Below are 12,556 nucleotides of genomic sequence, written 5' to 3' on the forward strand. Positions count from 1 at the left end.
ATGCCGATAGACGCGTGGGTAAGGGAAGAGGTTGAGATTCCTGAGGGAGTCGAGGTTACCGTTGAGGGCAACACCGTCAGGGTCAAGGGCCCAAAGGGTGAGGTTGAGAGGGAGTTCAGCTATCCCGGTGTTCAGATATTCACCGAGGACGGTAAGGTCGTCGTCTACAAGGAGTTCCCGAGAAGGAAGGACATAGCCATAGCCAGGACGTTCAGGGCCCACATAGCCAACATGATCCGCGGTGTTACCGAGGGCTTCACCTACAAGCTCAAGGTCGTCTACAGCCACTTCCCAGTTACTGTCAAAGTCCAGGGAGACGAGGTGGTCATAGAGAACTTCCTCGGTGAGAAGAACCCGAGGAGGGCCAAGATCCTTCCGGGCGTTACCGTCAAGGTCATGGGACAGGAAGTCCTCGTCGAGGGCATCGACAAGGAAGCTGTCGGCCAGACCGCTGCCAACATCGAGCAGGCGACCAGAATAACCAAGTGGGACAGGCGTGTCTTCCAGGATGGAATCTACATCGTTGAGAAGGCTGGTAAGCCGATAAGGTTCTGAGGTGTGAGAAATGAACGAGAAGGCGAGACTCCTTAGGATAAGGGCTAGGATCAAGAGGAAGAAGCCCCGCTTCCTCCGCCAGGAGTGGTGGAGGTATCCCAAGTTCAAGAACAACCCGAAGTGGAGAAGACCCAAGGGAATCGACAGCAAGATGAGACTCAAGAAGAAGGGCAAGCCGCGCTCACCGAGCATAGGCTGGAGCTCACCAAGGGCCGTTAGGGGTCTTCACCCCAGCGGCTACGAGGAAGTCCTAGTCCACAACGTCAAGGAGCTAGAAGCTATCGACCCGACCAGGCAGGCAGCTAGAATAGCGGGAACCGTAGGGGCGAGGAAGAGAGAGATGATAGTCGCTAGGGCCAAGGAGCTCGGCGTGAAGGTACTCAACCCGTGAGGTGAGGGTCATGCTCAAGATGCAGAGAAGGATTGCCGCTGAACTGCTCAAATGTGGTGAGAACCGGGTCTGGATCGACCCGGAGAAGATCGACGATGTGGCCTCCGCGATAACGCGTGAGGACATCAAGAGGCTCATCCACGACGGCGTCATAAAGAAGAAGCCCGTCAAGGGCCAGAGCAGGGCCAGGGCGAGGGCCTACCAGGAGGCCAGAAAGAAGGGCCGCCACAGGGGCCCGGGAAGCAGGAAGGGCAAGAAGACCGCCAGGATGGGCAAGAAGGAGCGCTGGATGATGACCATAAGGGCCCTGAGGAAAGAACTTAGAAAGCTCAAGGCCGAGGGCAAGCTCGACGAGCACACCTACAGGAGGCTCTACATCAGGGCCAAGGGCGGCCAGTTCAAGAACAAGAGGCAGCTCTACCTGTTCATGCAGGAGCACGGTATCTTGAAGGAGTGAGGTGAGAGAGATGGCACACGGACCGAGGTATAGGGTTCCGTTCAGGAGGAGGAGAGAGGGTAAGACTAACTATCACAAGAGGCTCGCCCTCCTCAAGTCTGGAAAGCCCAGGCTTGTCGTGAGGAAGACCCTCAACCACCACATTGCCCAGATAGTCGTCTACGATCCGAAGGGTGACAAAACGCTCGTTTCAGCCCACACCAGGGAGCTCATGAGGGACTTCGGCTGGAAGGGCCACGGCGGGAACACGCCGAGCGCTTACCTGCTCGGTCTTCTCATAGGCTACAAGGCCAAGAAGGCAGGCATAGAGGAGGCCATCCTCGACATAGGCCTTCACCCGCCGACCAAGGGTTCGAGCATCTTCGCAGTCCTCAAGGGCGCCGTTGATGCTGGTTTAAACGTCCCGCACAGCGAGGAGATCTACCCCGAGGACTACAGGATAAACGGTGAGCACGTTGCCAACTACGCCAAGGCCCTCAAGGAGGAGGACGAGAGCCTCTACAGGAAGCAGTTTGGAGGCTACCTCGTCAGGGGCCTTGAGCCCGAGAAGCTCCCCGAGCACTTTGAAGAGGTTAAGGCAAAGATAATCGAGAAGTTTGAGGGGGCGAGAGAATGAGCGACCCGAGAGAGATGGCCCAGCGCGTTCTTGAGGAGTGGGAGCCGAGGACCAAGCTCGGCAAGCTCGTCAAGGAGGGTCAGATAACTGACATTCACGAGATATTCCGCAAGGGTTACCAGATCAAGGAGCCCGAGATAGTTGACGTCCTCCTTCCCGAGGTCAACCTCAGGGAGAACCAGGAGGTACTGGACATAGCCCTTACAGTGAGAATGACCGACAGCGGCAGGAGGATCCGCTTCAGGGTTCTCGCGGCAGTTGGCAACAGGGACGGCTACGTCGGTCTTGGAATAGGCCACGGAAGGGAAGTCGGTATTGCCATCAGGAAGGCCATTAACTACGCCAAGATGAACATCATCGAGATCAAGCGCGGCTGCGGAAGCTGGGAGTGCAGGTGCAGGAGGCCGCACTCGATTCCGTTCGCCGTTGAGGGCAAGGAGGGAAGCGTTAAGGTCAAGCTCATGCCGGGGCCGCGCGGTCTTGGACTGGTCATCGGTGACGTCGGCAAGAAGATACTCAGCCTCGCTGGAGTTCAGGACGTCTGGTCTCAGACCCTCGGTGAGACGAGGACAACCGTTAACTTCGCCAAGGCTGTCTTCAACGCGCTCTACAACACCAACCGCGTTGCCCTTAAGCCAGAGGACATCGAGCGCTACGGTATCGTCGTTGGAAGGGAGATGCCAACGAGCTTCCAGGTTGAGTGAGGTGAGAGGAGATGGCAAAGCTTGCACTCATCAGGCTTAGGAGCGGGATAAGGGCTAGGGGTGAGGTAAGGGACACCCTCGCCATGCTCCGCCTCCACAGGATAAACCACCTCGTCCTCGTCGACGACACCCCAAGCTACAAGGGCATGGTCCAGAAGGTCAAGGACTACATAACCTGGGGCGAGATAGACAAGGAGACCCTTGCAAAGCTCATCAGAAAGAGGGGCAGGCTCATAGGGAACAGACCGGTAACCGATGAGTACGTCCAGGAGAAGCTCGGCATGAGCATCGAGGAGTTCGCCGAGAAGGTCGTCAACGGCGAGATGAAGCTCACCGATTTGCCAAACATCAAGCCGGTCTTCAGGCTCCACCCGCCGAGGGGTGGCCTTAAGGGCGGCAAGAAGCGCAGCTTTAAAGAGGGCGGAGCACTCGGCTACCGCGGCGAGAAGATAAACGAGCTCATTGAGAGAATGCTCTGAGGTGGCGAGAGATGATAAGGAGGAGGAAGAAGGTTAGGAAGCTCCGCGGAAGTCACACTCACGGATGGGGCTGCAAGAAGAAGCACAGAGGCGGAGGAAGCAAGGGCGGTAAAGGTATGGCAGGTACCGGAAAGAGGAAGGATCAGAAGTTCACCTGGGTCATAAAGTACGCCCCTGACAGGCTCGGCAAGCGCGGCTTCCACAGGCCCAAGGCCGTTCAGTACACTCCGCAGACCATAAACCTCAGCGACATAGACGAGAACCTCCAGCTCTTCCTCGACATGGGCGTTGCCTACGAGGAGGAGGGGAAGATAGTCGTCGACACCACCCAGCTCGGCGTCGACAAGGTTCTCGGAACCGGAAAGCTCACCAGGCCCCTCGTGGTGAAGGCCTACTACGTCACCCCCAAGGCCGAGGAGAAGATCAAGGCCGCTGGTGGCGAGGTTCTCCTCGCCTGATTCATTATTTCTTTCAAAGCTTTCACGGGTGTTGAAAAATGGGCGTCCGCGAAGTGATCTACGCGATCGAAAGGTGGTTCCCCGAGGTTGAAAGGCCCAAGAGGCGGGTTCCACTCAAGGAGAAGTTCATGTGGACGGGCACGGCCCTGTTGCTGTACTTTATACTGGCTGAAATCCCGCTTTATGGAGTACCCTCATCGGTTCAGGACTATTTCGCGACCTTAAGATTTGTGCTCGCGGGTAGGAATGGATCGCTCTTAACCCTGGGTATTGGTCCCATCGTTACCGCTGGTATAATCCTCCAGCTCCTCGTCGGTTCTGAGATCCTCAGGCTCGACCTCTCAAATCCGGAGGACAGGAGGTTCTATCAGGCCCTCCAGAGGTTGTTCTCAGTTTTCATGGCCTTCTTCGAGGCGGCCATATACGTCCTCGCTGGCGCGTTCGGCAGGATAGGGGTTGATATGACACTGGCGATAGGGATACTCGTCATAGTCCAGCTTGGACTGGGTTCGACGATCCTTATCATGCTCGATGAGCTCGTGAGCAAGTGGGGCATAGGAAGCGGTATCAGTCTCTTCATCGCCGCCGGAGTCTCACAGCAGGTCATGGTTAAGTCCCTCAACCCGCTTCCGCTCCCCCAGAACCCCAACGAGCTCAGCGGTGCCCTTCCAGCCTTCATCCAGCATATAGTCAACGGCGATCTCAGCGGGGCAGTTTACAGGCCGGGACTTCCCGACATAATCAAACTACTGGCGACCATCGTCGTGTTCATGATAGTCGTCTACCTCGAGAGCATGCGCGTTGAGATACCACTCAGCTATGGAAGGGTAACCGTCCGCGGGAGGTACCCGATAAGGTTCATGTACGTCAGCAACATCCCGATCATCCTCACTATGGCCCTCTATTCGAACGTTCAGCTCTGGGCTAGGCTCCTCAACAACTACGGCTACACTTGGCTCGGAACGTTCCAGGGCAACACCCCGGTCTCTGGTATTGCCAAGTACACGGTTCCACCGTACGACGTCTACCAATTGATCCACAATCCCCTTCAGGCAACCATCTATGCACTCCAGACGATATTCTGGTCGGTGCTCTTCGGTTTCCTGTGGGTTGAGCTGACCGGTCTCGACGCGAAAAGCATAGCCAGACAGCTTCAGAGCGCCGGACTTCAGATCCCCGGATTCAGGAGGGACCCCAGAATACTGGAGAGGGTGCTCAACAGGTACATCCCCTACGTTACCTTCTGGGGTTCGCTCACCCTGGCGATAGTTGCAGTGCTGGCGAGCTTCCTGGGTGCCCTGGGTACTGGAACCGGTATCCTCCTGACGGTCGGTATACTCTACAGGTTCTACGAGGAAATAGCCAGGGAGCAGGCTACTGAGATGTTCCCGGCTTTGAGGAAGTTCTTCGCAACCAAGTGATTTCCCCTTTTTCCACTTTTGTCTTCCCAAATCTTTTAAAGAAAGGCCCCTACTTTTAGCTGGATCAGTATCAAGGTGGTGTTCATGCCGTTCGTCGTCATGATAACGGGTATTCCGGGTGTTGGCAAAAGCACGATAACGCGTCTCGCTCTTCAGCGGACCAGCGTAAGGTTTCGGCTGGTTAACTTCGGGGACATAATGTTCGACGAGGCCGTCAAGCAGGGGCTCGTGAGCCACAGGGATGAGATGAGAAAGCTCGACCCAATGCTTCAGAAAGAGCTCCAGCTCCGTGCGGCCCAGAGGATAGTGGAGATCGCCAGGAAGGAGCCGGTCCTGCTGGACACACACGCCACAATAAGAACACCCATGGGCTACCTTCTCGGTTTCCCGAAGGAGGTCATAGAGACCATCAGACCGAACTTCATAGTTATCATCGAGGCCACTCCGAGCGAGATACTTGGAAGACGGCTGAGGGATCTTAAGAGGGACAGGGACGTTGAAACAGAGGAGCAAATACAGAGGCACCAGGATCTAAACCGCGCTGCCGCGGTCAGCTATGCGATGCATTCCGATGCCCTTATAAAGATAATCGAGAACCACGAGGACAAAGGCCTTGAAGAGGCCGTCAACGAACTTGTTCAGGTACTCAATCTGGCGGTGAGGGAATATGATTGAGGGGATATACTCTTTCCTTGATGACCTGTTCGGGGGGTACATAGTTCAGCATCCCCTACTGGCGATAACCTTTGCGGGGTTCGTGATAGGTGGATCGTATACGCTGATCTACTACTTCTTCACCGACGTTGAGAAGACCAGAAAGCTCCAGGAAATGGCCAAGCAGATTCAGAAGGAAATGCGCGAAGCCCAGAAATCCGGGGATGAGAAGAAGATACGGAAAGTCCAGCAGAAGCAGATGGAGCTCATGAAAATGCAGAGTGAGATGATGAGGGACACGATGATACCGATGTTGCTGACGCTCCCAATATTCTGGATATTCTTCGGATGGCTCAGGAGATGGTACGCGGAGGTGGCGATAGCAAAGTCCCCCTTCAACTTCTTCCTCTTCGACTGGTTCCACAGCATGTACCACTCAGCCCTGATGCCCGACGAGCTGGGATACTTTGGCTGGTACATTCTTTCGAGCTACATAATCGGTATGGTCATGAGGAAGTTCCTCGACATGGGTTAAATTTAAAAATGATCCCCAAAAAGGAAAGGCGAGGTGAGAGAAATGAAGCCTATGTACAGGTCAAGGTCATGGAAGAGAAAGTACGTCAGGACTCCAGGTGGAAGAACGGTCATACACTTTGAGCGGAAGAAGCCGAAGATAGCCCACTGCGCCATGTGCGGCAGGCCGCTCAACGGCGTTCCGCGCGGCAGGCCGAGCGAGCTCAGGAAGCTCCCTAAGACCGCTAAGAGGCCCGAGAGGCCCTACCCGAACCTCTGCCCGAGCTGCATGAGGAAGGTTATGAAGGCTCAGGTCAGGGCTGGTATCGCTCTCTGAAGGTGTTTCCATGCCCAAGGGCTGCCTCGTCATAACCGTCAGCGGCCTGGCCGGCTCGGGAACAACGACCCTCTGCCGGAACTTAGCTAGGCACTACGGGTTTAAGCACATCTACGCTGGATTGATCTTCCGCCAGATGGCGAAGGAGATGGGGATGAGCCTGCAGGAGTTCCAGGAGTACGCAGAGCTTCACCCTGAGATCGACCGCGAGGTTGATAAGAGGCAGGTCGAGGCAGCCAAGGAGTGCAACGTCGTCATTGAGGGTCGCCTCGCGGGCTGGATGGTTGAGAACGCTGATCTGAAGATATGGCTTGACGCTCCGATAATGGAGCGTGCCAAAAGGGTCGCCCGCAGGGAGAACCTCTCCGTTGAGGAGGCCTTCGTAAGGATTGCCGAGAGGGAAAAAGGTAACAGGAAAAGGTATTTAAACCTCTACGGCATTGACATCGAGGACAAATCGATTTACGATTTGATCATCAACACGGCCCACTGGGGCCCCGATGGGGTCTTCGCCATCGTGAAGGCCGCCATCGACCACCTTTCCCCCGTCGGTGACGCGGGGGTAAAGAAAAAACGGTAAGGAGGTGGGATGAATGCCAGCTATTGAGGTTGGAAGGGTTGCCGTCGTTATAGCCGGAAGGAGGGCCGGGCAGAAGGTCGTCGTCGTTGACATCATCGACAGGAACTTCGTCCTCGTTACCGGCGCTGGACTGAACAAGGTCAAGCGCAGGAGGATGAACGTCAAGCACCTCGAGCCCCTTCCGGAGAAGATCAACATCGAGAGGGGAGCCGACGACGAGACCGTCAAGGCCGCCCTCGAGCAGGCTGGAATCGGCCTTGAGTGAGGGGCTTCCCCTCACAACTCTTACTATCCCCGTGAATTCTTCTTGTTCTTTGTCACCTTTTGACTGTTCTTGGCATGAAGATTCTCTGTTATTGAACGTTTTCACATATCGCTTTACGTATTAGGTGGATTTATAAAGTAGAGAGCGAACTTAGACCGATAACGCTCACTGGTGATACTCATGGCGAGGGACGAAGTGAGGAGAATCCTTCCCGCTGACATCAAGAGGGAGGTCGTTGTGAAGGATGAGAAGGCAGAGACCAACCCCAAGTGGGGATTTCCGCCGGAGAAGAGGCCCATTGAGATGCACATGAAGTTTGGCATAATAAACCTCGACAAACCCCCCGGTCCCACGAGTCACGAGGTCGTTGCGTGGATTAAGAAGCTCCTGAACCTGAGCAAGGCCGGCCACGGGGGAACGCTCGACCCGAAGGTGAGCGGCATTCTGCCGGTAGCTCTCGAGAGGGCAACGAGGGTCGTGCAGGCATTGCTCCCAGCTGGTAAAGAGTACGTTGCGTTAATGCACCTTCACGGCGACGTTCCTGAGGAGAGGATACTTGCTGTTATGAAGGAGTTCCAGGGGGAGATAATCCAGAGACCTCCGCTTAGGAGCGCAGTAAAGAGAAGACTGAGGACGAGGAAGGTTTACTACATAGACGTGCTTGAGATAGACGGCAGGGACGTCCTCTTCAGGGTGGGTGTTGAGGCCGGAACATACATCCGTTCGCTCATCCACCATATTGGCCTTGCCCTTGGCGTTGGTGCCCACATGGCAGAACTCAGAAGAACAAGGAGCGGCCCCTTCAAGGAGGACGAAACGCTGGTGACGCTCCACGATCTCATCGACTACTACCACTTCTGGAAGGAGGACGGAATAGAGGAGTACTTCCGGAAGGCAATCCAGCCGATGGAGAAGGCTGTGGAACATCTGCCCAAGGTCTGGATTAGGGATTCAGCCGTTGCCGCTGTTACCTACGGAGCTGATCTGGCCGTTCCGGGCATAGTCAAGCTCCACAAGGGCATAAAGAAGGGCGACCTCGTTGCGGTGATGACTCTCAAGGACGAGCTTGTTGCCCTGGGTAAGGCCATGATGACGACCGGGGAGATGATCCAGAAGAGCAGGGGCATAGCCGTCGACGTGGACAAGGTCTTCATGCCGAGGGACTGGTATCCGAAGATGTGGTAACTCTAAGAGCAAAAATTGCAAAGAGAGCAAAATACTTATATAGCTCTTTATTTGTAATTATCTTTGGTGAGTAACATGCCTGTTGTGGGAAGAATAATTCCTGAAGAAAAATCATTGGAAGGTTTGTTATCTGAAAGCAATCGAATGTTTGAAATCCCTAAGTATCAGAGGAGATATAGTTGGGGAGAGGAGGCATTAGAGTTTTTAAGGGACATTTTTACAGTAGCTAAACACAAAGAATATTTTATTGGACCGATGATATTTATTGATAATGAGACACAAAACTCTAACACTAGAGTTTATGAAATCATTGACGGCCAGCAGAGGCTAATCACAACAGCAATGATTATAGCCATTATCCGAGATATGTTGTATATTTTGTCAGAGACTGTTGATGATCAGAATCTTAAAAGCGAAGCCCAAAGTGCTGCTTCGGGCCTTAATAGGCTAATTCTTCTTACAAACTATAGAGGAAGAGCAGTTGGTTCAAAATTTAAATATTCAGCTTATGATGAAGCTATTTTGAGAACATTAGTTGACAAAGGAGTTGTTAATTGGGTACATAATTACTTAGTAAATAATCAGTCATTTGTTCCTAGAGAGGTTAGTAAACATTTGAAGAAACTTCTACGTGAGATGGGATATGGAAAATATTCAACAGTAATCTCAACTTATCTTGATCTATTTGAAGAAATTCCTAGTTTGTTATTTGGAGTTGATCCTGAAAACGAACTAATCTTGACACCAGAAATTATTACAATGGTGGATATGTTTATTGAAGTTCTTCAAAACGTCAAGACTGTTGTACTTATTGTGAATAATGAAAACGATGCATTTTTAATTTTTGAAACTTTAAATGATAGGGGTGTTAGATTGGGTCCATTAGATCTGATAAAGAATTATCTTTTGATGATTTTAGCCAGAGAGACAAATGATAATGATAAGATAACTTTATATTCTAACCTGTGGGATGAACTAACGGGGGATAATAGTGATGCTGAGAGATACATATGGTATTATCTTTTAGTTAGGAGATACAGAGATTCTCCTGACTCACCTAAGCTTAGCAAGAAGAATCTATATTCAGAGATTAAGAACAAAATACATACATCAGAGGACGTTGAGAATTTTATCATGGATCTTAAGAGAATCTTTGAGTACAAAGATATTCTTCGCGAGAAGTTCCCTTATGAGTATGATGATTTAGGTGAAGTGCTTACTAGAATTGAATCTCTGGGAGTGAAACAACACTTGCCCTTGGTATTTTCTCTAATACTTTGTGATTCTATTGAACCTAAACTTGCTTTTCAGTATCTCTTTGATTTTTATAAACTCGCACTAAGATTTAAAATAACAAAAACAAATTGGAACAAAATAGAGAGAAGAATAGGGCATTTAATCAATGCAATATGTAGTTCTGACTATGAGAAGTATCAAGAAATTCTTATACAGATAATGCCTTCGGATGAGGTAACTAGGCAATCGTTTATTGAGTATGTTGCTAAAAAACGCAATGACAACGTTGCACGGGAAGTTTTAGTGCGGATTAATGAATACATTCTTTCAAAGGAGAGTAGGCACCTAAGATCTAAACAAGGTCTTACTGTCGAGCACTTAATTCCAATATCGTCTAGTGAGCAGTATCCTGAAATCGACATGTTAGGTAATATCTTGTTAGTGGACAGGGAATTAAATTCAAAATTAAAGAATAAACCTGTACCAACAAAAATCAAAATTCTTCTAGACGAAAAAGGAGATGATCTCCCCCTAAACAAAATAATGCTTGAGAACTTCAAACAAGCATCCAACGACATTAGCAAAGTTAGAAAGGTTATCAAAGATAGAACTATAAACCTAGCTGAACTTTTTGTTGAGGCAACATCGATATAATTCTTCAATATAATTTGTTTCAAAATTCCTTCTTTTTCCCTTCTTCTGGTGTTTCCCATGCAGGGAAAGAAAGGTCTCAAGCTAATAGTTGAGACCGTTGTTTTTGAGATTATCGTACTCATGGTGCTTCTCTTTTTTGCCGCCCGCAGTAGTGATGTGCCTGTTGATGTTGGGCTACTCGCGACGATGTTTGCCCTGTTGATCCCTTTTGGGATTTCTGCTGTCTTCTTCCTTGGCCGATACCTTGAGAAGCACGACTATCGGCGGGAAGACGTTAAGCGGCTCTACATAGCCCTTGAGGAGACCTGGGGCAGGGACAGGTTCGTGAAGGACGTGCAGGAGATAATTGGTTACCACATAATAGCTTGGTATCTGCTCGGCATGGCCTTTTTCATGACTGGAAACGTTGTGGAAGCGGCAATTTCTGTTGTCGCCATATCCCTCAAGATTTTTTCATTCACTCCCCTCTTCCTTCTCATGTGGCAGTGGATAATAGACATTCCTTTCACTTTGTACGCTCTCGCCTCTGGAAAGGAATGGACGGTAACATCTGCTAGGAACACCGGCCTGTGGATTATACAGGCCTCCATATTTGGCGCTGGTTTGCTGGTTGGTATCTATTTCCTGGGACATACCGTAGAGAACTCTTCCCTTGAGATTGTCGAGCGCCTTTTAAAGTTGGGCAGAAACGGTCACATCATCAAAAACCTCCTCCTGCTGTCCGTGCAGAGTGCCGTCTTTGGTGCCGTTGAGGCTTACTTCTTCCCAAAGCGCAAAAAGCTGGCCTTCCTTGTCCTCATCGCTGTTGCGGCCTTGGGTACGGTCATTGTTTGGGACATGCTGTTGGGTGCTTGAACCCCTTCACCTTTATAAACCCATTACCCAATCTCCGACCATGGGTCACTACTACTCAGAAGAGCCGAACACTCCGCTGAAAACAAAGACGATCGAAGTCTGTGTTAGGGGGTACTGCTTCAAGTTTGTCACGGCCAGTGGGGTCTTCTCATTCGGAAAGCTCGACAGGGGCACCGAACTGCTCATTGAGAGCATGGTACTGGATGAAGATTGGAGGGTCTTGGATCTGGGTTGTGGCTACGGCCCAATAGGCATCGTAGCCTCCCGCTTCGTGGACTACGTCGTCATGACTGACGTGAACAAAAGGGCTGTGAGTATAGCAAGGAAAAATTTAAAAATCAACGGCATTAGGAACGCTGAAGTGCGCTGGGGGAGTCTCTACGAACCCGTTAGAGGGGAAAAGTTTGACACCGTAATCACAAATCCCCCGGTTCATGCTGGCAAGGACATCCTGAGGGAAATAGTTATAAACGCCCCACAGCATCTCAACGACGGGGGGTTGCTTCAGCTGGTCATCCGTACCCGACAGGGCGCAAACTATATTAAGGCCCTGATGGAGGAGAGCTTTACCGAAGTGAGAGAGCTGGCTAAGGGAAGCGGATATCGGGTGTATGCCGGGATCGCCTAGCCTGGGATGGCGCGGGCCTTGAGAGCCCGTGTCCGCTTGGACACCGGGGTTCAAATCCCCGTCCCGGCGCCAAAATCCTCTACGAAGGATTGACTGGAGGTGTATTGATAATGACTGAAAACTTCAGACACATCGTCCGTGTTGCGGGAGTTGATCTGGACGGAAACAGGCAGTTGAGATGGGCCCTTACGGGAATCAGGGGTATAGGCATAAACTTCGCCACGATGGTGCTCAGGGTTGCAGGGATAGACCCGTACATGAAGACCGGTTACCTCACAGATGAGCAGGTGGAGAAGATCGAAAAGATCCTTGAGGATCCGGTCGCCCACGGAATCCCGGCCTGGGCCGTCAACAGGCCGAAGGACTACGAGACCGGTAAGGACATGCACCTCATCACAGCGAAGCTCGCTATGGCCTGGCGTGAGGACTTCAACAGGCTCAGGAGGATCAGGTCATACAGGGGCATCAGGCTTGAGCGTGGGCTGCCCGTTAGGGGCCAGAGAACCAGATCGAACTTCAGGCACGGTAGCACTATCGGTGTGAGCAGGAAGAAGAAGTGAGGTGGTGT

The 12,556-nt window shown here is 51.7% G+C and carries 18 protein-coding genes and 1 tRNA gene; all 19 read left to right on the plus strand.

Annotation, left to right across the window (positions count from 1 at the left end):
• The 19 genes from A3L09_RS02630 to A3L09_RS02720 all read left to right on the plus strand — a co-directional run bounded on the left by A3L09_RS02630 (position 1) and on the right by A3L09_RS02720 (position 12,548).
• Positions 1-555: a 50S ribosomal protein L6 gene (locus tag A3L09_RS02630; RefSeq protein ID WP_088857501.1), complete on the plus strand. Its 555-nt coding sequence runs from the start codon at positions 1-3 to the stop codon at positions 553-555.
• 10 nt (positions 556-565) lie between these two features.
• The gene (locus tag A3L09_RS02635) at positions 566-946 is read left to right on the plus strand and encodes a 50S ribosomal protein L32e (RefSeq protein ID WP_088857502.1); all 381 of its coding nucleotides are present in this window, start codon (positions 566-568) and stop codon (positions 944-946) included.
• A 10-nt stretch (positions 947-956) separates the two neighbouring features.
• Positions 957-1,403: a 50S ribosomal protein L19e gene (locus A3L09_RS02640; RefSeq protein ID WP_088857503.1), complete on the plus strand. Its 447-nt coding sequence runs from the start codon at positions 957-959 to the stop codon at positions 1,401-1,403.
• A 10-nt stretch (positions 1,404-1,413) separates the two neighbouring features.
• Entirely contained in the window at positions 1,414-2,019 is a 606-nt protein-coding gene (locus A3L09_RS02645; RefSeq protein WP_088857504.1) for a 50S ribosomal protein L18, read from the plus strand.
• Positions 2,016-2,723 (plus strand): 30S ribosomal protein S5, encoded by a 708-nt coding sequence (gene rpsE / locus A3L09_RS02650; protein ID WP_088857505.1) that lies wholly within the window; start codon positions 2,016-2,018, stop codon positions 2,721-2,723. Before A3L09_RS02645 ends, rpsE begins: the two co-directional genes overlap by 4 nt.
• Positions 2,724-2,734: 11 nt before the next feature.
• Positions 2,735-3,202, plus strand: a complete 468-nt coding sequence (locus tag A3L09_RS02655) for a 50S ribosomal protein L30 (RefSeq protein ID WP_088857506.1) — start codon at positions 2,735-2,737, stop codon at positions 3,200-3,202.
• Between the two features lie 11 nt (positions 3,203-3,213).
• Complete coding sequence (locus A3L09_RS02660) at positions 3,214-3,660, plus strand: uL15m family ribosomal protein (RefSeq protein WP_088857507.1); 447 nt, start codon at positions 3,214-3,216, stop codon at positions 3,658-3,660.
• A gap of 38 nt (positions 3,661-3,698) precedes the next feature.
• Complete coding sequence (secY, locus tag A3L09_RS02665; RefSeq protein ID WP_088857508.1) at positions 3,699-5,081, plus strand: preprotein translocase subunit SecY; 1,383 nt, start codon at positions 3,699-3,701, stop codon at positions 5,079-5,081.
• An 84-nt stretch (positions 5,082-5,165) separates the two neighbouring features.
• A complete protein-coding gene (locus tag A3L09_RS02670; RefSeq protein WP_088857509.1) occupies positions 5,166-5,756 on the plus strand; it encodes an adenylate kinase in 591 nt (196 codons plus the stop codon).
• The gene (locus A3L09_RS02675) at positions 5,749-6,270 is read left to right on the plus strand and encodes an EMC3/TMCO1 family protein (protein WP_088857510.1); all 522 of its coding nucleotides are present in this window, start codon (positions 5,749-5,751) and stop codon (positions 6,268-6,270) included. The genes A3L09_RS02670 and A3L09_RS02675 overlap by 8 nt, the downstream gene beginning before the upstream one ends.
• A 42-nt stretch (positions 6,271-6,312) precedes the next feature.
• Entirely contained in the window at positions 6,313-6,585 is a 273-nt protein-coding gene (locus tag A3L09_RS02680; RefSeq protein WP_088857511.1) for a 50S ribosomal protein L34e, read from the plus strand.
• Between the two features lie 10 nt (positions 6,586-6,595).
• The gene (gene cmk, locus A3L09_RS02685; RefSeq protein ID WP_088857512.1) at positions 6,596-7,165 is read left to right on the plus strand and encodes a (d)CMP kinase; all 570 of its coding nucleotides are present in this window, start codon (positions 6,596-6,598) and stop codon (positions 7,163-7,165) included.
• Between the two features lie 13 nt (positions 7,166-7,178).
• The gene (locus A3L09_RS02690; RefSeq protein WP_088857513.1) at positions 7,179-7,430 is read left to right on the plus strand and encodes a 50S ribosomal protein L14e; all 252 of its coding nucleotides are present in this window, start codon (positions 7,179-7,181) and stop codon (positions 7,428-7,430) included.
• Positions 7,431-7,610: 180 nt separating this feature from the next.
• Positions 7,611-8,615, plus strand: coding sequence for an RNA-guided pseudouridylation complex pseudouridine synthase subunit Cbf5 (locus tag A3L09_RS02695; RefSeq protein WP_088857514.1), 1,005 nt, complete (start codon positions 7,611-7,613; stop codon positions 8,613-8,615).
• A 75-nt stretch (positions 8,616-8,690) separates the two neighbouring features.
• On the plus strand, positions 8,691-10,505 hold the full coding sequence (locus A3L09_RS02700; RefSeq protein ID WP_088857515.1) for a DUF262 domain-containing protein: 1,815 nt from the start codon (positions 8,691-8,693) through the stop codon (positions 10,503-10,505).
• Positions 10,506-10,562: 57 nt separating this feature from the next.
• Positions 10,563-11,360, plus strand: a complete 798-nt coding sequence (locus A3L09_RS02705) for a hypothetical protein (RefSeq protein WP_088857516.1) — start codon at positions 10,563-10,565, stop codon at positions 11,358-11,360.
• A gap of 40 nt (positions 11,361-11,400) precedes the next feature.
• Positions 11,401-11,988 carry a class I SAM-dependent methyltransferase gene (locus A3L09_RS02710; RefSeq protein ID WP_088858960.1) on the plus strand — a complete coding sequence of 196 codons (588 nt, stop codon included), beginning with the start codon at positions 11,401-11,403 and terminating at the stop codon, positions 11,986-11,988.
• A tRNA-Ser gene (locus tag A3L09_RS02715) sits at positions 11,974-12,060 on the plus strand. Before A3L09_RS02710 ends, A3L09_RS02715 begins: the two co-directional genes overlap by 15 nt.
• 38 nt (positions 12,061-12,098) lie before the next feature.
• Complete coding sequence (locus A3L09_RS02720; protein WP_088858961.1) at positions 12,099-12,548, plus strand: 30S ribosomal protein S13; 450 nt, start codon at positions 12,099-12,101, stop codon at positions 12,546-12,548.
• The last annotated feature ends 8 nt before the right edge of the window (positions 12,549-12,556 follow it).

The organism is Thermococcus profundus (genome assembly GCF_002214585.1).
GTDB lineage: Archaea > Methanobacteriota_B > Thermococci > Thermococcales > Thermococcaceae > Thermococcus > Thermococcus profundus.